This window comes from Methylobacterium sp. ARG-1, assembly GCF_001262595.1.
Classification (GTDB): domain Bacteria; phylum Pseudomonadota; class Alphaproteobacteria; order Rhizobiales; family Beijerinckiaceae; genus Methylobacterium; species Methylobacterium brachiatum.
This window is the reverse complement of sequence record NZ_LHCD01000008.1, coordinates 53306-72413: the sequence shown is the minus strand read 5'-3', so window position 1 is coordinate 72413 and position 19108 is coordinate 53306. Positions and strand designations below refer to the sequence as shown.

Below are 19108 nucleotides of genomic sequence, written 5' to 3'. Positions count from 1 at the left end.
TCGTCCGGAAAAGGTGGAGGCCGGTTTTTCGGGCGCGATGACGCGACCGAGACCGGACCGCCGGGACGCTGTCCGAGACCGAGCCGCGATGACGCCTTCCCTCTGGACCCGCCTGTCGAACCCCAGCCACTTCATGCGCTGGTCCGGCGCCCTGGTGCCGTGGCTCGCCGCCCTGTCGGCGGCCCTCGTCGGCCTGGGACTTTACCTGACCTTCTTCGTCGTGCCGCCGGACTACCAGCAGGGCGAGACCGTGCGGATCATGTACATCCATGTCCCGGCGGCCTGGCTCGGGGTGTTCTTCTACGGCGCCATGAGCCTGTCGGCGATCGGCACCCTGGTCTGGCGCCACCCCCTGGCCGACGTCGCCCAGCGCGCCGCCGCGCCGATCGGGGCGGCCTTCACGCTGATCTGCCTGGTCACCGGCTCGCTCTGGGGCAAGCCGATGTGGGGCACCTACTGGGTCTGGGACGCGCGCCTGACCTCGATGCTGATCCTGCTGCTGATCTATTGCGGCATCATCGCCCTGTGGCGCACCCTCGAGGAGCCGAACCGGGCGGCCCGCGCCGTGGCGATCCTGACGCTCGTGGGTGCGGTGAACCTGCCGATCATCAAGTTCTCGGTGAACTGGTGGTCGACCCTGCACCAGCCGGCCTCGATCCTGCGCATGGGCGGCTCGACCATCGACCCGTCGATGCTCTACCCGCTGCTGATCATGATCGGCGCGGCGACGCTCGGCGGCACGACGCTCCACCTCTACGCGATGCGCACCGAGATCATGCGCCGCCGGGTGCGGACGCTGACGATCCGCGAGGCCGAGCGGCTGGACCGGACCCAGCCGCGCCTCGCGCCGAAGCCCGCCGGGATGCCGGTCGGGCAGCCGGTCTAGGATGTTTCCGATGGATCTCGGGTCTCACGGCGGCTTCATCGTCGCCGCCTACGCGTTCACGGCCCTCGTCATGGTGGGCCTGATCGGCAACGCCATCCGCGACCGGCGGGCGCAGCTGCGCGCCCTCAGGGGCTTCGGGGAGGAACGGCGGTGACCGGCGACGACATCACCGACCGGCCGCCCCCCGTCCGACGGTCGCTGCTGCTGGTCGTGCCCGTGCTGGCGTTTGCCGCGCTGGCCGCGGTGCTGTTCCTGCGGCTGCGCTCGGGCGCCGACCCGGCCGCCCTGCCCTCCGCGATGATTGGCAAGCCGGTGCCGAGCTTCAGCCTGCCGGCGGTGCCCGGGCTTAAGGCCGGGGACGCCCCGGTGCCGGGCCTGTCCAGCGCCGACCTGAAGGGCCAGATCACGGTGATCAACGTGTTCGCCTCATGGTGCGCGCCCTGCCAGGTCGAGCACCCGATGCTGATGCGGCTCGCCCGGGAGCCCGGGATCCGGCTGGTCGGCATCGACTACAAGGAGCCGAACCCGGCCGCCGGCCAGCGCTTCCTGGCCCGGCACGGGGTGCCGTTCAGCGCCGTCGGGGCCGATGCCGACGGGCGTGCGGCGATCGATTTCGGCGTCTACGGGGTCCCTGAGACCTTCGTGGTCGGGCCGGACGGGGTGATCCGCGACAAGCTCGTCGGCATTTTGACGCCGGAGAATTTCGCCAGCGTGCTCACGCGGATCCGGGCGGCCGGAAAGGTCGCAGAGGCGCGCTGACCCTTATTCGCCCGGCTGCGGCTCCTTGCGCTCGTAGCGGCTGAGCAGCGGCGTCTGGGCTAGGGCGAACAGCACGGTGATCGGCATGATGCCGAACACCTTGAAATTGACCCAGAAATCTTCGGTCTGGGTCCGCCACACGATCTCGTTCAGGGCTGCCAGGACGAAGAAGAACAGACCCCAGCGGAAGGTGAGCTTGCGCCAGCCCTCCTCGGTGAGGCTGAACATCGAATCGAGCACCACCGACAGGAGCGAGCGCCCGAAGGCGAGGCCGCCGAGCAGCACGGTGCCGAACAGCGCGTTCACGATGGTCGGCTTGACCATGATGAAGGTCTTGTCCTGCAGGGCCAGCGTCAGGCCGCCGAACACCACCACGACCACGCCGGAGACGAGCGGCATGATCGGCAGGCGCCGCACCAGCACGAAGTGAACCGCCAGCGCCACCACGGTCGCCGCGATGAACACCCCGGTGGCCACGAACAGCTTCTGGTCGGGCGCCACGCCGAGGCGTTCCGAATAGGCGTTGCCCAGGAAGAAGATGACGAGGGGCCCGAGCTCCAGCGCCAGCTTCACGAGCGGCGGCAGATGGCGGCGGGGGGGAACGGATTCGATCTGCATGCGTGTCAGTTGGCTCGGATGCGGCCCTCGCGTTAGGCTGGAGGCCGGGCTGGCGGTTTCGGGGCTGTGTGGAACGCGGGGCTTACGATGTCCATCACGATCGACAATGCCGAGGTCGAGGCGCTCCTCGCCGACCTCACGGCCACCACCCACCGCGCCGCGCCGGATCTGTTGCTCGAGCTGCTCCGGCGGGAGCGGGCGCGGGTGGAGGAGGATCGACAGCGCGACCGCGCCGCCGCCATTGCGTCGGGACGATTGCTGCACGAGCGCACCTACGCAAGCCAGCTGGTCGACCCCCGGCCGATCGAAGAGATTCTGGCCTATGACGAGAACGGCCTGCCCGTGTGAGCACCGTCGTCATCGATAGCTCCGTCTTCATCGCGATCCTGAACCAGGAGTCGGATGCGGTCAGCTTCAGCGTCGCAATTCGCGCTCACCGGTATCGCGCGATGGCCTCGGCGACGTATCTCGAATGCGCCATCGAGATGTCACGCTGGGTGATAGGCCGTGTCGAACTCGACGATTGGCTCCTCCGCGAAGCGATCACAGTCGTACCGGTCGACCACACCCTCGCCCAGATCGCCGCCGACGTTTTCGCGCGCTACGGCAAGGGCCGGCACCCAGCCGGCCTCAACTTCGGCGATTGCTTCGCCTACGCGCTGGCCCGGTCGTTGAACGCGCCGCTCCTGTTCAAGGGCGACGACTTCGCCCGGACCGCCGTGCTGCGCCCGACGGCCTAATCCTTCTCCAGCCCGGCGATCGCCCGCGCGAAGTCCCGGGCCGCGAAGGGCTCCAGATCCTCCACGCCTTCGCCGACGCCGATGAAGTGCACCGGCAGGCCGAACTTGGCCGCGAGCGCCACCAGGATGCCGCCGCGGGCCGTGCCGTCGAGCTTGGTCATCACCAGGCCCGAGACCGGCGCCGCCTGGGAGAACAGCTCCACCTGCGAGATCGCGTTCTGGCCGACGGTGGCGTCGAGGACGAGGATCGTGGCGTGCGGTGCCTCCGGGTCCTGCTTGCGCAGCACGCGGACGATCTTCTCCAGCTCCGCCATCAGCCCGGCCTTGTTCTGGAGCCGTCCGGCGGTGTCGATCAGCAGGACGTCGGTCCCCACGGCACCCGCCTGTTTCAGGGCGTCGAAGGCGAGGCCGGCCGCGTCGGCCCCCTCCCCGCCGCTGACCACCGGGGTGCCGGTGCGTGCGCCCCAGACCTTGAGCTGCTCCACCGCTGCCGCGCGGAACGTGTCGCCGGCCGCCAGCATCACAGTCCGACCCTCCGCGCGCAGCTTCGAGGCGAGCTTGCCCAGAGTCGTGGTCTTGCCGGCACCGTTCACGCCGACGGTAAGGATCACGAACGGCTTCTTCGTGCTGTCGATGACGAGCGGCACCGCCACGGGATCCAGCGCCCGCTCAACCTCTGTGGCCAGGATCGCCCGAACCTCGTCGGGCGAGATGCCCTTCTCATAGCGGCCCTTGCCGACGGCGTCCGAGATCCGCGTCGCGGTCTCGAGGCCGAAATCGGCCTGGATCAGGGCATCCTCCAGATCCTCCAGGGTGTTGGCGTCGAGCTTGCGCTTGGTGAACAGGCCGGTCACCCGGTCGGTCAGGGCCGACGATGTCCGCTTCATCCCGGAGGTGAGTCGGGTCCACCAGCCCTTGGCCTCGGGCTCCCGGTCCGGCCCGGCGCCGGCATCGTGGGCCAGCGCGGCGGCGGAATCCACGGGCTGGATATCGGGCATCGGCGCGACCACCGGCTCCCGGTTCGCGTCCCCGGTATCGACCGGATCGGCACCGTGCGCGGGATCGTCCCCGGCCGTGCCGGCGGGCGGCCGCTCGGGCTCGCCTTCGATCGGCAGCAGGTCCGCCCCCTCGACCACGTCGGCGACGGGGGCGTCCGTCTCCTCGGGCGGCAGCGGGATATGGGCGACGTCCTCGGCCCCGGTGGCGTAGTCGGGCTGACCCTCGGAGGGCGAGGCCGGCGCATCCGCAGGCAGCTCCGTCTCCGCCTTGTGCTCGTCCGTGCCTTCGCCCGTGCTCTGGCCCTTGCGCCCGAACAGGCGCCCGAACCAGCCGGGCTTGTCCTCGCTCGCCATGAAACCTCGTCCTCGCCCCAGCTTGCCGACCCGATGCCGAACCCCTAGAGCCGTTGCCGACCGCGTTGCAAACGGCAACGGCTCCAAGTCCTTGGTTTGACGCGCTCGCCTGCGCCGAACCGGCCGCCGCTTCGGCGGCGCGCGCCCTGGCCCGACCGGATGTCCCTCACCTTCGACATAGGTGCCCGCCTCCTCTACCGCGATGCCCTGCTGCTCGTCATCGACAAGCCGCCGGGCCTGCCGGTCCATCCGGGCCCGCGCGGCGGCGAGACCCTGACCGACCATCTCGACGGTCTCCGCTTCGGCCTGCCCCGCCGCCCCGAGGCCGCGCACCGGCTCGACCGCGACACCTCCGGCTGCCTGGCGCTCGGCCGCCACGCCAAGGCGCTCGCGCGGCTCGGCAAGCTGTTTGCCGGCAGCGCCGTGGACAAGACCTACTGGGCCGTGGTCGAGGGCGGCCCCGACGCGGAATCCGGCCGGATCGACCTGCCGCTGGCGCGCCGCTCCGACGATCCGCGCTCCTGGTGGATGAAGGCCGACCCGGCGGGCGACCCGGCCCTGACCCATTGGCGCGTCCTCGGTCGCGCCGACGGCCAAACCTGGCTGGAGCTGAAGCCGGTCACCGGCCGCACGCACCAGCTCCGGGTCCATTGCGCCGCCTCCGGCTGGCCGATTTTGGGAGACTCGATCTACGGCAGCGGCCCCCGAGGCGGCAGCCTGCACCTGCACGCAAGGACGCTGACGATCCCGCTCTACCCGAAGCGGGAGGCGATCAGCATTGAGGCGCCGCCGCCAGGGCATATCGCGGACGCCGCGGCGCGAATGGGCGGCTAGACCGGCATTCGGTTTCTGGTGACGGTTTCGCAGCGCCAGCCGTCATTGCGAGCGTAGCGAAGCAACCTAGGGATACGCCTCGTTCGGAAATCGTGCGGTGCACTGGGTTGCTTCGCTACGCTCGCAATGACGGTGCGGATAAGAATGCTGCGGTGTGAGGGGCTTCACGCAGCGATCAGTCGCGCCCCGTCATGCCCCGTGATCGTGACCGCGAGAAACGTCCCCGCCTCCGCATCTCCGGCCAGCCGCACCGGCGTGAAATCTGCGCTTCGGCCGGTGCCGCCGCGCTCGGCCAGGACCGTCAGCGTGCGCCCGACCTGGCCGTCGAGGTGCCGACGCAGGGCGGCGGCACCGGCCGCGCGCAGGCGGGCGGCGCGGTCGCGGATCGCGTCGGCGGCCACCGGGGGCATGCGGGCGGCCGGCGTCCCGGGGCGGTGGGAATAGGGGAAGACGTGCAGATGCGTCAGCCCGCACTCGGCCACGAGGTCGAGGGAGCGGGCGAACTGGTCCTCGGTCTCGGTGGGGAAGCCCGCGATCAGGTCGGCGCCGAACACCACGTCCGGGCGCAGGGCGCGGACGGTCGCGCAGAAGCGGATCGCATCGGCACGCGCGTGCCGACGCTTCATCCGTTTGAGGATCAGGTCGTCGCCGGCCTGGAGGGACAGGTGCAGGTGCGGCATCAGCCGCTCCTCCTCGGCGAGCGCGGCGAGCAGCGCGTCGTCGACTTCCACCGAGTCGATCGAGGAGATGCGCAGGCGCGCGAGCTCCGGCACCGCCCACAGGATCGCCCGCACGAGGCCCCCGAGGGAGAGCAACGGTTCGGGCAGGTCGCGGCCATAGGCGGTGAGGTCGACGCCGGTGAGCACGACCTCGCGGCCGCCCTGGGCCACGATGGTCTCGACCTGCTCGATGACGTCGGCCACCGGCACCGAGCGCGACGCGCCCCGGCCGAACGGGATGATGCAGAAGGTGCAGCGATGGTCGCAGCCGTTCTGCACCGGCACGAAGGCCCGCGTATGGCCGGCGATCGCGTCGATCCGCGTCGGCGCGACGGTACGGGCCGCCATGACGGCGCCCGGGCCGGTGCCGGCGGGCGACCAGCCCGCGGGGCTCAGCTTCTCGGCATTGCCGACGAGCCGCGCGACTTCCGGCATGGCCGCGTAGGCCTCGGTCTCGACCTCGGCGCCGCAGCCGGTGACCACGATCTCGGTGCCGGGCCGCTCCCGGGCGATCCGCCGGATCGCCTTGCGGGCCTGGCGGCCGGCCTCCCGGGTCACCGCGCAGGTGTTGACCACCACCCGGTCGCGCCCGTCGGCGGCCGCGTGGACCCGCAGGGCCTCCGATTCCACGGTGTTGAGCCGGCACCCAAAGGTCAGGGTCTCGACGCCCATCAGGCGGCGCCGGAAAACAGCTCCGGCGCCAGGTTGCCCTCGGCGACGAGCGCGACCGGGCCGGTCATCAGGACGTGGTCGTCGGCGCGCCATTCCACGAACAATTCGCCCCCGGGGAGCCGGACCTGGGCCTGCCGGCCGATCATCCGCAGGCGAGAGGCCGCCACCACGGTGGCGCAGGCGGCGGTGCCGCAGGCGAGCGTCAGCCCGGCACCGCGCTCCCAGACCCGCAGGGTGATCGCCTCGCGCTCGGTCACCTGCGCGATGGAGATGTTGGCCCGCTCCGGGAAGAGCGGGTGGTTCTCCAGCATCGGCCCGATCCGGGCGAGGTCGTAGGAGGCGGGATCCCGGTCCACGAAGAACACCGCGTGCGGGTTACCCATGTTCACGGCGGCCGGCGAGTGCAGGAGCGGCTCGTCGATCGGGCCGATCTGCAATTCGATCCGCCGCGTGTCGGGGAACGGCTCGGACAGGGGGATCTCGTCCCAGGCGAGCTTCGGACGGCCCATATCCACCGTGAAGGCGCGCTCCGAGATCCGACGCACGCCGACCCGCCCGGCCACGGTCTCCAGAACCAGCCTGCCGCCCTCGGCGGGGCGGGCCATGGCCGGGTCGTCGAGCATCGCGTAGGCGACGCAGCGCGTGCCGTTCCCGCAGGCGCCGGATTCAGAGCCGTCGGTGTTGTAGATCCGCATGAACGCGTCGGTGCCGGGGCTTACGGGATCGTGCAGCACCATGAGTTGGTCGAAGCTCGAGCCGGGATCCTGCGCGATCGCCCGCGCCTCCTCGGGCCGGACCTTGGCGGTCGAGCCGCGCAGGTCGAGCACCACGATCGCGTTGCCGGCGCCGTGCATCTTCAGGAAGCGTCTATGGGCAAGTGCGCTCATGCGGCCAGAAGCTTTGAGGGGATCGAGCGGCTATATGGCAAACCCGCTCGCCCGAAGCGAGGGGGGCCGGCAGCGTGGCAGATGCGCCGCACCCGCCGCTCTCGTGCCCCGTGCCCTCGCGGCCAGGCCGGATCGCCACTAGGTTAGCCGGCGGGAGCCCACGCGACGATCCGCCGGGACCCGACCGGAGCGCCACCCGTGATCCGCCTTCGTTCTCTCGTCGCTCTCTCGACCGCCCTGCTGCTCGCAGCCGGCGGTCCCCTGGCCGCGCAGCAGCAGCCGGCTCCGCCACCGTCCACGGCGCCGGCGCCCGCCCAGACCAGTCCGCTGCCGACCACCACGGCACCCAACCCGGTCGCCGACCCGACCAAGAGCGCCGCCCCGGCGCCGCAGCAGGCAGTGGCCCCGCCCCCCGCCGGCCAGGCCGCCGTGGGGACACCCGGGCGGCCGACGCTGATCGAGAAACCCGGCGAGCCCGGCGACGTCGACGAGGTCACCCTGCCGGCCAAGCCCACCGCGATCGTCTCGGGCAAGACCAAGTGGGAGGAGGCCATCGTCAACCTGACCCAGGCCTTCACGCGGATCGAGGCGGATCTCGCCAAGCTCGGCATCGCCCCCGCGGGCCGGCCGCTGGCGGTGTTCACCCGCACCGACGATGACGGCTTCGAGTTCGAGGCGATGATTCCGGTGGCCGCCGCCCCGAACCCGGCACCCGCGGATGCCGACGGAATGCGCTTCGGCACGACGCCGTCCGGCAAGGCCCTGCGCTTCCCCCACCGGGGCTCCTACGAGTCGATCGACGGCACCTACGAGACGCTGACGGCTTATCTCGACGCCAAGGACATCGTGGTCCAGGACCGCTTCGTCGAGGAATACGCCACCGACCTCAAGGACGGCACCGACGACAACCTCGACGTGAATATCTTCGCGCTGGTGAAGTAGGCTGCTGGAACACGGCCTTAAAAAGAGCTCATGTTCTCTTCGGCAACCGAAAGGTCGCCGGGGGTAATCATCCGCCCCGTCATCCCGGGGCCGCGAGGCAGAGCCCCGGGATGACGATGTGAGTCATTCGGCCATGGGTCCATCACCGATCGTAGAATGGCTGTTCGGCAGCGCCTTGACCTGCCGAACAGCCATTCCCTCGTGCGATGATCCAATAATCCCATGCGCACGTCGCGTGGCCTCGGCCGATGGACAGATCGCCGCTGGTTTCGGCGCCCTGGAACAGCGGCGGCGGCTTGCGGATTCCCCGTGCATGCCGACGTCCTTGTTCCCGACCACCTCCGCCCCGCCGTCGCGCCGTAGGGCCGCGCCCTCGCCGGCCGACCCGGCTTTCGCCGACAAGGCGCTCGCGATCCATGCCCGGCTCTGCCCGGTCTATGGCTGCCCGATCCCGTATTTCCACAGCCTCGATCCGGTCAGCGAGCTGGTCTCGTCGCTGCTCTCGCACCGGACGCGCAACGCCGAATCCGGTCGGGCCTTCAAGGCCCTGCGTGCTCGTTTCCCGGACTGGGAGGCGGTGATCGACGCGGATGTGCCGGAGATCCAGGCGGCGATCGCCGGCGTGACCTGGCCGGAGCTGAAGGCGCCCCGGATCCGCGAGGTACTCATTGCCGTGCGCCAGCGCTGCGGCAGCCTGGACCTCGCCTTCCTGGGCGACATGGATGTCGCGGCGGCCCGGGGCTGGCTGGAGGCGATCCCCGGAATCGGCCCCAAGACCAGCGCGGCGGTGCTGTCGTTCTCGACCCTGCGGATGCCGGCCCTGCCGGTGGACAGCCACCATCACCGGGTCGCCCAGCGCCTCGGCTTGATCGGGCCCCGGGTCGATGTCGGGCCCTCGCACGCGATCCTGCGGGCGCAGCTGCCGGCGGATTGGAGCGCGCAGGCGCTCTACGACAATCACGAGATCCTGATGCTGCACGGCCAGCAGGTCTGCCATCATCGCCGCCCCGCCTGCGGGCGCTGCGTCCTGGTCGATCTCTGCCCGAGCGCGGCCCTCGGCGCGCGGGAGCCGTGACGGCATCCTTGACCGGTCCGGGCCGCGGGTGCGAGTAACCCCGCGCCCGGCAGGCGCGGAGCCCCGGCGTCTTCGTTTTCAGGATCGGCGCCGATGGCCGCGTTCACCGAATTGGTCTTCTCGGGCGTCCAGCCCACCGGCAACCTGCATCTGGGCAATTACCTCGGGGCGGTGAAGCGCTTCGTGGAGATGCAGGGGCGCGAGGCGCAGTGCCTGTACTGCGTGGTCGACCTGCACGCGATCACCGTCTGGCAGGACCCGGAGGCCCTGCGCGGCCAGATCCGCGAGGTCACGGCCGCGTTCCTGGCCGCTGGCATCGATCCGACGCGCTCGATCGTGTTCAACCAGAGCCAGGTGCCCCAGCACGCCGAGCTTGCCTGGGTGTTCAACTGCGTCGCCCGCCTCGGCTGGCTGAACCGCATGACCCAGTTCAAGGAGAAGGCCGGCAAGGACCGGGAGAACGCCTCGATCGGGCTCTACGATTACCCGGTGCTGATGGCCGCCGACATCCTGGCCTACCGGGCCACCCACGTCCCCGTGGGCGAGGACCAGAAGCAGCATCTGGAGCTGACCCGGGACATCGCCCAGAAGTTCAACACCGACTTCGCGAAGTCGATCGCGGCCCACGGCCACGGCGAGGCCTTCTTCCCGATCACCGAGCCGCTGATCGGCGGCCCGGCGGCTCGCGTCATGTCGTTGCGGGACGGGTCGAAGAAGATGTCGAAGTCGGACCCGTCCGACAACGCGCGCATCAACCTCACCGACGAGGCCGACACCATCGCCCAGAAGATCCGGCGGGCGAAGACCGACTCGGAGCCCCTGCCCTCCGAGATCGCGGGTCTCAAGGAGCGGCCGGAGGCCGACAACCTCGTGGGGATCTACGCCGCGCTCGCCGGCATCACCCGCGAGGAAGTGCTGCGCGATTTCGGCGGGGCGCAATTCTCGACCTTCAAGCCGGCTTTGGCCGACCTCGCGGTGACGAACCTCGCGCCGATCGCCGGGGAGATGCGCCGGCTGACCGCCGATCCCGGTCATATCGATGCCGTGCTGGCCGACGGCGCCGGGCGGGCCGAGACGATCGCGGCCCAGACCCTCGACGCGGTCAAGGACATCGTCGGCTTCGTGCGCCGGAGCCCGAACCTCCAGGCGATCCGGTGACGGTCCGGGCGCTCGTCTTCGACGTCTTCGGAACGCTCGTCGACTGGCGCTCCGGGGTCGCTCGGGAGGCCGCGCGCCTGCTCGCCCCCTACGCGCCGGCCCTGGATGCCGGCGCCTTCGCGGATGCCTGGCGCGGCCGCTACAACCCCTCGATGGAAACCGTCCGCTCCGGCGCCCGGCCCTTCGTCGACCTCGACACCCTGCAGACGGAATCCCTGCCCGGCGTTCTGGCGCAGTTCGGCATCGCGACCGTACCCGATGACGTGCAGCGCGAGCTTGTCCAGGCCTGGCACCGGCTCGACGCCTGGCCCGAGGTGCCCGACGCCATGCGCCGGTTGCGGGAGCGGCACCTCCTGGCGCCGAACTCCAACGGCCATGTCCGGCTGATGGCCGACCTCGCCCGGCGCAACGGCTTCGTCTTCGACGCGATCCTGGGCGCCGGCTATTCGCGCGACTACAAGCCGAAGCCCGCGCTCTACCGCGACGCGGTGGCGGCCTTCGGCTTCACGCCGGCGGAGACCCTGATGGTCGCAGCCCATTCGAACGACCTCGCGGCGGCGGCGAGCCACGGCCTTTCCACCGCCCACATCGCCCGGCCCCACGAGCACGGGCCCGGCGGTGGCGAAACCGCGCCCGGCGTCCCGGTCACCTACGCGGCCCGGGACCTGGCGGACCTGGCCGACCAGCTCGGCTGCTGACGAGAGACGAACAGGGGGGAGCACGATGGCCGATTGGAACCCCGCCCTCTACACCCGTTTCGAGGACGAGCGCACCCGCCCGGCGGCCGAGCTCCTGACCCGCGTGCCCCTCGACGCCCCGCGCCTCGCCTACGATCTCGGCTGCGGCCCCGGCAATTCGACGGCCCTGATCGCGGCGCGCTTCCCCGAGGCCGAGGTGATCGGCCTCGACACCTCGCCCGCGATGCTGGAGAGCGCCCGGACCCGGCTGCCGGGCCTCGCCTTCGCGCTGGCCGACGCCGCGACCTGGACACCGGAGCGGGCGCCGGACCTGATCTACGCCAACGCCGTGCTGCAATGGCTGCCCGACCATCCGGTGCTGCTGCCCCGATTGTTCGGCCTGCTGGCGCCCGGCGGGGTGCTGGCGGTGCAGATGCCCGACAACCTCACCGAGCCCTCGCACCGGCTGATGCGCGAGACCGCCGCGTCCGGTCCCTGGGCTGAAGCGATCGGCAATCCGGCCGTGGCCGGGCGTGTCGGGCGGATGCTGGATCCGGCCGGCTATTACGACCTGCTCGCGCCGCTCACTGCCGACCTGGACGTCTGGCGCACCGCCTATCACCACCCGATGGCGGATGCCGCCGCCATCGTCTCCTGGGTCCGGGCCACCGGGCTGCGCCCGTTCCTCGACCCGCTGGACCCGGACCAGACGGCCGGGTTCCTCGCCGCCTACGAAACCGCCATCGACGCCGGCTACCCGCCGCGCAGCGACGGCCGGCGGCTGCTGGCCTTCCCGCGGGTGTTCATCGTCGCCCGCAAAGGCGGGTAGCGGCCCCGGTCTCTGCGAGCCCGGCTGACATCGCGCGCTTCGTCGGACCGCCCCGCAGCGTCGCTTTGTGCATCGCGCGGCAACCCAGGGACACGCCCTTCCTGTGGTCGCGCTTCCCCGGGCCGCTTCGCGCGCGCTCACACGGACGGTGAGCGTGCGCGGGGCGTCCGTTCAGGCCTCGCCGCGGGCGACCAGCGCCTCGTACTCGGCCACCTCGAGCTTGCCCTCCTGGGCGACCCGGGCCTTGTCCGCATCGCTGATCACGTCGCCGGCGAGGTCGAGGCGCTTCCAGGAGGCGAGCGGGGTCTCGCGACCGGGCGTCGGAACGTATTTGTTCTGCTCGAGCTTCTGGTACTTGTGGATGTAGCGCGGGCAATTGACCCAGATCTTCTTCACCGCGACCTTCACCAGGTACTTGGCCTCGGTGTACTCGGCCATCAGGGCGTCGTCGCGCAGCAGCGTCGCGTGGCCCTGCACCCGGATCCGGTGTGGCGTCTCGAAATCGATGAACAGCAGGCCGACCTTGGCCTGACCCTCGATATTGCCCATCGAGTAGAACATGCCGTTGCCGTCGAAGCCCGGGAACACGAGCGTGTTCTCGTCGAGCACCTTCACGAAGCCCTGGGGTCCGCCCTTGTACGAGACGGTCGGCATGCCGTCGGGATCAACGGTGGACAGGAAGAACATGTCCCGGGAGCCGATGAAGGCGCCCTCGTCCGGCCGGATGCTCTCGTGGACCCAGTCCTCATCCAGGCGCACGGCGAGCTTGGTGGTGCCGAATTCGGTCTGCAGCGCCCGGTGGACGTCCGAATAGAGCGATGCCATGGCGTGTCCTCTCCAACCCTCTCCGGTCCTCATGCAGGCGGGACCGCTGGGGCGGTTATCGCCGGGAATGGCAGCGGTCGGCAACCGGCAATAGAGAAGGCCGGCCTCGCTTTCGCGTGACCGGCCCGCGCAGGCGCGGCCGAGCAGAGCCCGGCCGCGCGATCCGAACGATCAGTTGCGGGTCTTGTCGACCAGCGCCTTCTCGGAGATCCACGGCATCATGGCGCGGAGCTTGGTGCCGACCTCCTCGATCGGGTGGGTGGCGAGCTTGGCGCGGGTCGCCTTGAACGAGGTCTGGTTGACCTTGTTCTCCAGCATCCAGTTGCGGGTGAAGGTGCCCGACTGGATGTCGTTCAGCACGCGCTTCATCTCGGCCTTGGTCTCGGGCGTGACGATGCGCGGGCCGGTGACGTACTCGCCGTACTCCGCCGTGTTGGAGATCGAGTAGTTCATGTTGGCGATGCCGCCCTCGTAGATGAGGTCGACGATCAGCTTCACCTCGTGCAGGCACTCGAAATAGGCCATCTCGGGGGCGTAGCCCGCCTCGACCAGGGTCTCGAAGCCGGCCTTGATCAGCTCGACGAGGCCGCCGCAGAGCACGGCCTGCTCACCGAACAGGTCGGTCTCGCACTCTTCCTTGAAGGTCGTCTCGATGATGCCGGCGCGGCCGCCGCCATTCGCGGAGGCGTAGGACAGGCCGAGATCGTGGGCGTTGCCGGAGGCGTCCTGGGCGATGGCGATCAGGGTCGGCACGCCGCCGCCGCGCAGGTACTCGGAGCGCACGGTGTGGCCCGGGCCCTTCGGGGCGACCATCAGGACGTCGAGGTCCTTGCGCGGCTCGATCAGGTTGAAGTGGACGTTGAGGCCGTGGGCGAACAGGAGGGCGGCGCCGTCCTTCATGTTCTTCTCGAGCGATTCCCGGTAGATGTCGCCCTGCAGCTCGTCGGGGGTGAGCATCATCACCACGTCGGCCCACTTGGCGGCCTCGGCCACCGACAGGACCTTGAAGCCCTCGGCTTCCGCCTTCTTGGCGGTGGCGGAGCCCTCGCGCAGCGCGATGACGATGTCCTTCACGCCGGAATCGCGCAGGTTGAGCGCGTGGGCGTGGCCCTGGCTGCCGTAGCCGACGATGGCGACCTTCTTGCCCTTGATCAGGTTCAGGTCGGCGTCGCGATCGTAATACACCCGCATGTCGGTTTCCTCTTCGGTGTTGGTTTCGGGTTGGGTTAGGCCTTCGCCCGGCCGTACAGGGCCAGGAACTGCTCCACGGCGCGGTCTGCGTCGCGCCGGATTTCATCCTCGCCGAGGTCGAGCGCCTCGCCGAGCAGCAATCGGATCTGAATATCGCGGCCGACAAGGCCGAAGAAGGTCCGGAACGCCGCCTCGCTGTCCGCGAAGGCGAGGAGCCCGGCATCGCGCCCGGCCTCCAGCACCGGCTTCACGCGCTCGCCGATGGCGAACCGGCCGTTCGCGAGCACGATGCCGCCGAGATTGCTCTTGCGCGAGCCGGCATGGGCCACGGCGATCCGGTTCAGCGCCACCGAGGTGCGGCTGGTGATCACCGTCAGCCAGGAGACCGCGAAGTCCTGAAGATGCTCCCGCAGGGTCGCCCCATCGAGGGCCTGCACGGCTGCGCCTCCGGCATGGACCCGGGACGCCTGCCACCGCACCGTCGCGGTGAGCAGGCCGTCGCGGTCGCCGAACCACTTGTACAAGGTCTCCTTGGAGCAGCTCGCCCGGCGCGCCACAGCGTCCATGGTGAGCTGGTCCCCGTCCTCGACCATGAGGGCGAGCACGGCGTCGAGCACCGCCTGCTGACGCACGGACGGCGTCGCCGGCGCCTCGGCGCCCGCCTCCACCGTCTCCTGCCGCTCTGCGAGGCTCGACCGCATCGTTTCCAGTACCGTACCGTACGGTACGGTCGATAGAGCGATTCGCTGAGCGCCGCAAGGGGCCCGGCGGGGCCGGATTCAGGCCGGCAGGGCCAGCCCTTCGCGGGCGAACGCCGCCTGCACGGCCGGCCGCTCGGCGACCCTGCGGGCATGGGCGTGCCAGGCCGGGAAGCGCGCGGGCATGTCGAAGCGCAGCGACGAACCGGAGGCCCAGACCCAGAAGACCATAAGGTAGGCGTCGACCACGCCGTACCGATCCCCTACGGCCCAGCCGCCGTTCGCGAGATGGACTTCGGTCATGGTGCAGAGATCGCCGTAGGTGTCCGCGGCCTTGTCGCGGATGCCCGGAAACGCGTCCTCGTCCGCGGTGTAGCGCTCCGGCCGGCGCACATGCGCGTAGGCGACGTGGTGGTTGGCGGCGAGCCAGCCGAGCCATTCGTCGGCCCGGGCCTGCTCGCGCAGGTCGGTCGGCCAAAAGCCCTTCTCGGGCACGGAGCGGGCGACGTGGCGCAGGATCGCGGCGCATTCGGTCAGCACCCAGCCGTCCTCGACCAGGGCGGGCACCCGGCCGCGCTCGTTGATCGCGAGGTATTCCGGGGCCCTCTGGTCCCCCGCCGCGAGGTTCAGCTTGATGCCCTCGAACGGCAGCCCGGATTCCTCCAGGATGATGTGGGCGGCCAGCGAGCAGGCCCCGGGGGCGTAGTAGAGGGTGCGAGTCGTCATTCGGGTTCTTTACGCTTTGAGCATGGAGAGCAGCAAACCCGTGATCACAATCCCGGATCCGCGAAGTAGAGATATCAGCCTACAGGCCGATGCGTTTCGCGATCTGATGGCGAGCCTCGGCGAGAACCGCAGCGGGTGCGGCGCCCAGGCGTCTCAAGATGCGGGCACGCGGATCGATCGAGCGGACCTGATCCGTTAGAACCGCACCTGTGACGCCGAAGCCGGGTGGGAGCATGACTTTCGTCGGCCAGGGCTCGATGTTGCGCGTGATTGGGCACACGATGACCCGCCGCGTCGCGACGTTCATCAGCGCTTCCGAGATAACCAGCGCCGGACGGCGTCCGTCCTGTTCCGTGCCAAGTACGGGGCCGAACTCGACGAGGATCAGATCTTCGGCTTCCAGCACCCGATCAGCGGGGATCGTCGTCATCGACGATCTCGGAACCGCGGTCCGGCCCCCAATCGACGGTCGGCGGCTCAAAGTCCGAGCCAAGACGGCGCATCTCGGCGACCATCTCGTCGAGGGTATAAACCGGCAGGCCGTCGACATACCGGCGACCGTGCCATTGCCGAGACTCCACCGGCGGTGGAGTCTTCGACACAATCTCGACGGTTTCGCCCTCGCGGATGCCGAGTTCCTCGGCTTCCGCGCTGCTCAGCCGCACGGCGAAATCTTCGCCCCAGCGTATGACCTTGGCTTCCATCGCTCCGCCTCCCGCGAGGACAACGGAACATAGCAGATCCGGGCCGGCGCTTCCTACAGCGGCTCCGACCCACGCCCCATGGCGCTGATGCCGGTGCGGCAGATCTCCACCAGCCCGATCACGCTCATCAGGCGCACGAACCGGTCGATCTCCTCGGTGGCCCCGGTGAGCTCGAACACGAAGGAGTTGAGCGTGGCGTCCAGCGTCTTGGCGCCGAAGGCGGCGGCCAGCCGCAGCGCCTCGCTGCGGTGCTCGCCCTCGCCCTTGACCTTCACGAGGCAGATCTCGCGCTCCAACGCGTTGCCCTGGAGGGTCAGGTCCACGACCCGGTGGACCGGCACGAGCCGGTCGAGCTGCGCCTTGATCTGCTCGATCACGGCGTTGGTGCCGGCGGTCACGATGGTGATCCGCGAGATGTGGCGCGCCTCCTCGGTCTCGGAGACGGTGAGGCTCTCGATGTTGTAGCCGCGGCCGGAGAACATGCCGGAGATGCGGGCGAGCACGCCGGGCTCATTGTCGACGATCACGGCGAGCGTGTGCCGGTTCACCGGCTCGACGCGCACGGCGTCGGGATAGTGGGTGTTCATCGCGTTCATGCCGGCTTCGTCCTCGTCGTCCAGTCCGTGCTCATCGGCGTCCGCACGCCGCCCATACGGCAGGCGGCGATCCCGAAAGGGCCGCCGCCAAACCCGTCACACCAGCATCTTGCCTTCCTCGGAGATCACGTCGCCAAGCTCGACGCCGGTCTCGCCGAGGTAATCGGACAGCAGCATCTCGTTATGCGCCTTGCCCGAGGGGATCATCGGGAAGCAGTTCTCGGTCTTGTCGACGATGCAGTCGAACAGAACCGGCCCGTCATAGGCCAGCATCTCCGCGATGGCGCCGTCGAGGTCGCCCGGCTTCTCGCAGCGCATCCCCTTGGCGCCGTAGGCCTCCGCCAGCTTGACGAAGTCCGGCAGGCTCTCGGAATAGCTCTGCGAGTAGCGCGAGCCGTGCAGCAGCTCCTGCCACTGCCGGACCATGCCCATGTACTCGTTGTTCAGGATGAACACCTTGACCGGCAGCCGGTACTGAACCGCCGTCGAGAGCTCCTGCATGTTCATCAGGATCGAGGCTTCGCCGGCGATGTCGATCACCAGCCCCTTCGGGTGGGCGAGCTGCGTGCCGATCGCCGCCGGCAGGCCGTAGCCCATCGTGCCGAGGCCGCCCGACGTCATCCAGCGGTTCGGCTCATCGTACTTGAAGTACTGCGCCGCCCACATCTGATGCTGGCCGACCTCCGTGGTGATGTAGGTCTCGCGGTCCTTGCAGGCCTCGTAGAGACGCTGCACGGCGTATTGCGGCTTGATGATCGTCCCCGACGGCCAGTAGGCGAGGCAGTCGCGGGCCTTCCAGGCGCCGATCTTCTGGAACCACGGATCGAGGTTGGATGTCTCCGGCCGCGACGGCAGGGCACGCCAGGCCTCCAGCATGTCGGCCAGCACCGAGGCGCAGTCGCCCACGATCCCGACATCGACCTTGACCACCTTGTTGATCGAGGAGGCGTCGACGTCGATGTGGATCTTCTTCGAGAACGGCGAGAACGCGTCGAGCCGGCCGGTGATCCGGTCGTCGAACCGGGCGCCGACGCAGATCATCACGTCGCACTCGTGCATCGCGAGGTTGGCCTCGTAGGTCCCGTGCATGCCGAGCATGCCCAGGAACTTCGGATCCGTGCCCGGATAGGCGCCGAGCCCCATCAGGGTCGAGGTGACCGGGAAGCCGGTCTCGGCCACCAGCTCGCGCAGGAGCCGGGAGGCCTCCGGGCCCGAATTGATCACGCCGCCGCCGGTGTAGAAGACCGGACGACGCGCGGTCGCCATCAGCTCGACCGCCGCGCGGATCCGTTCGCCGTCGCCCTTGACCGCCGGGCGGTAGGTCTTGTGACTGGAGATCTCCGGGCGCTCGTAGAGGCCGGAGGCGAACTGGATGTCCTTGGGCAAGTCGATGACGACCGGGCCGGGCCGGCCGTTCGCCGCGACGTAGAAGGCCTCGTGCAGGATGCGCGGCAGGTCCTCAATCGATTTGACCAGATAATTGTGCTTCGTGCAGTGGCGCGTGATGCCGACCGTGTCGCATTCCTGGAACGCGTCGGTGCCGATGAGATGCGTCGGAACCTGCCCGGTGATGCAGACGAGCGGGATTGAGTCGAGCAGCGCATCGGTCAGGCCGGTGACGATGTTGGTGGCGCCGGGGCCGGACGTGACCAGCACGCAGCCGACCTTGCCGGACGAGCGCGCATAGCCCTCGGCCGCATGGACGGCGCCCTGCTCATGCCGGACGAGCACGTGCTTCACCGCGTCCTGGTGGAACAGAGCGTCGTAGATCGGAAGTACGGCACCGCCCGGATAACCGAACAGCGTGTCCACGCCCTGATCCCGGAATGCCCGGATGACCATCTCGGCCCCGGTCATGACCTCGCCGCCCATGCTCTCCTCCTCCGCTCCCCGGATCGCCGGCGGCGGTCGTGCGCCGCCGGACGGACCGGTTCCTTTCGTCCTGCACCTTCGTCACGCGAGGCGGCATCCGCCTCGCCCGAAAGCACTGTGTTCGTCGGTATCTCGAACGCGTGGATCTCGTTGGCCGTGATGCGTCACCGGGCAGCGGGCAATAAAAAAGGGCCCCGAGGGACCCTGCATGCGCCACCGCTCGGATTGCAGCCCTGAACTAGGGCCGCCCCGTCGGTGACGCTTCCGCTACAATAAGAACCGCGTTCATCGGATATCCGAGCCTGCCTCGCGGCGATCGACAAATCCAGGATCGGATTCAGTCCAGTC

General features: G+C 69.7%; 23 protein-coding genes. 11 read left to right on the top strand and 12 right to left on the bottom strand.

From position 1 onward, the window contains the following. The first annotated feature begins 88 nt into the window (after positions 1–88). The 3 genes from AKJ13_RS10490 to AKJ13_RS10480 are packed head-to-tail and all read left to right on the top strand — an operon-like array spanning position 89 to position 1645. Positions 89–886, top strand: a complete 798-nt coding sequence (locus AKJ13_RS10490) for a heme ABC transporter permease (protein ID WP_050733292.1) — start codon at positions 89–91, stop codon at positions 884–886. A gap of 10 nt (positions 887–896) precedes the next feature. Then, a complete protein-coding gene (ccmD, locus tag AKJ13_RS10485; protein ID WP_050733374.1) occupies positions 897–1040 on the top strand; it encodes a heme exporter protein CcmD in 144 nt (47 codons plus the stop codon). Further along, positions 1037–1645: a DsbE family thiol:disulfide interchange protein gene (locus tag AKJ13_RS10480; RefSeq protein ID WP_050733291.1), complete on the top strand. Its 609-nt coding sequence runs from the start codon at positions 1037–1039 to the stop codon at positions 1643–1645. Before ccmD ends, AKJ13_RS10480 begins: the two co-directional genes overlap by 4 nt. 3 nt (positions 1646–1648) lie before the next feature. On the opposite strand, the gene AKJ13_RS10475 is transcribed toward AKJ13_RS10480, so the two are convergent. After that, positions 1649–2263, bottom strand: a complete 615-nt coding sequence (locus AKJ13_RS10475; RefSeq protein ID WP_050733290.1) for a septation protein A — start codon at positions 2261–2263, stop codon at positions 1649–1651. An 87-nt stretch (positions 2264–2350) separates the two neighbouring features. Between AKJ13_RS10475 and AKJ13_RS10470 the strand changes: the two genes are divergently transcribed. Both AKJ13_RS10470 and AKJ13_RS10465 read left to right on the top strand, forming a co-directional pair. Then, positions 2351–2611 (top strand): type II toxin-antitoxin system VapB family antitoxin, encoded by a 261-nt coding sequence (locus AKJ13_RS10470; protein WP_050733289.1) that lies wholly within the window; start codon positions 2351–2353, stop codon positions 2609–2611. Next, entirely contained in the window at positions 2608–3003 is a 396-nt protein-coding gene (locus tag AKJ13_RS10465; protein ID WP_050733288.1) for a type II toxin-antitoxin system VapC family toxin, read from the top strand. Before AKJ13_RS10470 ends, AKJ13_RS10465 begins: the two co-directional genes overlap by 4 nt. Here AKJ13_RS10465 and ftsY read toward each other — a convergent pair. Then, positions 3000–4355 carry a signal recognition particle-docking protein FtsY gene (gene ftsY / locus AKJ13_RS10460; RefSeq protein WP_050733287.1) on the bottom strand — a complete coding sequence of 452 codons (1356 nt, stop codon included), beginning with the start codon at positions 4353–4355 and terminating at the stop codon, positions 3000–3002. The genes AKJ13_RS10465 and ftsY overlap by 4 nt on opposite strands. A 159-nt stretch (positions 4356–4514) precedes the next feature. Between ftsY and AKJ13_RS10455 the strand changes: the two genes are divergently transcribed. Beyond that, positions 4515–5189: an RNA pseudouridine synthase gene (locus AKJ13_RS10455; protein WP_050733286.1), complete on the top strand. Its 675-nt coding sequence runs from the start codon at positions 4515–4517 to the stop codon at positions 5187–5189. 164 nt (positions 5190–5353) lie between these two features. Here the strand turns inward: AKJ13_RS10455 and mtaB are convergent, their stop codons facing one another. Together mtaB and dapF are read right to left on the bottom strand one after the other, a co-directional pair. Beyond that, on the bottom strand, positions 5354–6580 hold the full coding sequence (mtaB, locus tag AKJ13_RS10450; RefSeq protein WP_050733285.1) for a tRNA (N(6)-L-threonylcarbamoyladenosine(37)-C(2))-methylthiotransferase MtaB: 1227 nt from the start codon (positions 6578–6580) through the stop codon (positions 5354–5356). After that, complete coding sequence (gene dapF, locus AKJ13_RS10445) at positions 6580–7467, bottom strand: diaminopimelate epimerase (protein ID WP_050733284.1); 888 nt, start codon at positions 7465–7467, stop codon at positions 6580–6582. Before dapF ends, mtaB begins: the two co-directional genes overlap by 1 nt. A 198-nt stretch (positions 7468–7665) precedes the next feature. Between dapF and AKJ13_RS10440 the strand changes: the two genes are divergently transcribed. The 5 genes from AKJ13_RS10440 (at position 7666) to tam (ending at position 12148) form a co-directional block, all read left to right on the top strand. After that, complete coding sequence (locus AKJ13_RS10440; RefSeq protein WP_050733283.1) at positions 7666–8409, top strand: GyrI-like domain-containing protein; 744 nt, start codon at positions 7666–7668, stop codon at positions 8407–8409. 313 nt (positions 8410–8722) lie between these two features. Further along, positions 8723–9484, top strand: a complete 762-nt coding sequence (locus AKJ13_RS10435; protein ID WP_050733373.1) for a Fe-S cluster assembly protein HesB — start codon at positions 8723–8725, stop codon at positions 9482–9484. A 93-nt stretch (positions 9485–9577) separates the two neighbouring features. Then, positions 9578–10642: a tryptophan--tRNA ligase gene (gene trpS, locus AKJ13_RS10430; RefSeq protein ID WP_050733282.1), complete on the top strand. Its 1065-nt coding sequence runs from the start codon at positions 9578–9580 to the stop codon at positions 10640–10642. Further along, the gene (locus tag AKJ13_RS10425) at positions 10639–11340 is read left to right on the top strand and encodes a haloacid dehalogenase type II (RefSeq protein ID WP_050733281.1); all 702 of its coding nucleotides are present in this window, start codon (positions 10639–10641) and stop codon (positions 11338–11340) included. Before trpS ends, AKJ13_RS10425 begins: the two co-directional genes overlap by 4 nt. A 25-nt stretch (positions 11341–11365) precedes the next feature. Continuing rightward, positions 11366–12148 (top strand): trans-aconitate 2-methyltransferase, encoded by a 783-nt coding sequence (gene tam, locus AKJ13_RS10420; RefSeq protein ID WP_050733280.1) that lies wholly within the window; start codon positions 11366–11368, stop codon positions 12146–12148. A gap of 171 nt (positions 12149–12319) precedes the next feature. Here tam and AKJ13_RS10415 read toward each other — a convergent pair whose 3' ends face one another. From AKJ13_RS10415 to AKJ13_RS10380, 8 genes are all read right to left on the bottom strand, one after another. Beyond that, positions 12320–12973, bottom strand: coding sequence for a pyridoxamine 5'-phosphate oxidase family protein (locus AKJ13_RS10415; RefSeq protein WP_007561889.1), 654 nt, complete (start codon positions 12971–12973; stop codon positions 12320–12322). Positions 12974–13144: 171 nt separating this feature from the next. After that, positions 13145–14164: a ketol-acid reductoisomerase gene (gene ilvC, locus AKJ13_RS10410; protein WP_050733279.1), complete on the bottom strand. Its 1020-nt coding sequence runs from the start codon at positions 14162–14164 to the stop codon at positions 13145–13147. A 35-nt stretch (positions 14165–14199) separates the two neighbouring features. Continuing rightward, complete coding sequence (locus AKJ13_RS10405) at positions 14200–14865, bottom strand: TetR/AcrR family transcriptional regulator C-terminal domain-containing protein (RefSeq protein WP_050733278.1); 666 nt, start codon at positions 14863–14865, stop codon at positions 14200–14202. Positions 14866–14943: 78 nt separating this feature from the next. Beyond that, positions 14944–15588 carry a glutathione S-transferase N-terminal domain-containing protein gene (locus AKJ13_RS10400; protein ID WP_050733277.1) on the bottom strand — a complete coding sequence of 215 codons (645 nt, stop codon included), beginning with the start codon at positions 15586–15588 and terminating at the stop codon, positions 14944–14946. A 79-nt stretch (positions 15589–15667) separates the two neighbouring features. After that, entirely contained in the window at positions 15668–16018 is a 351-nt protein-coding gene (locus AKJ13_RS10395) for a type II toxin-antitoxin system PemK/MazF family toxin (RefSeq protein WP_050733276.1), read from the bottom strand. Beyond that, on the bottom strand, positions 15999–16292 hold the full coding sequence (locus AKJ13_RS10390; protein ID WP_050733275.1) for a MazF family transcriptional regulator: 294 nt from the start codon (positions 16290–16292) through the stop codon (positions 15999–16001). The genes AKJ13_RS10395 and AKJ13_RS10390 overlap by 20 nt, the downstream gene beginning before the upstream one ends. Positions 16293–16345: 53 nt before the next feature. After that, positions 16346–16888: an acetolactate synthase small subunit gene (gene ilvN / locus AKJ13_RS10385; protein ID WP_007561879.1), complete on the bottom strand. Its 543-nt coding sequence runs from the start codon at positions 16886–16888 to the stop codon at positions 16346–16348. Between the two features lie 96 nt (positions 16889–16984). Then, positions 16985–18760: an acetolactate synthase 3 large subunit gene (locus AKJ13_RS10380; protein ID WP_050733274.1), complete on the bottom strand. Its 1776-nt coding sequence runs from the start codon at positions 18758–18760 to the stop codon at positions 16985–16987. Positions 18761–19108: the final 348 nt, after the last annotated feature.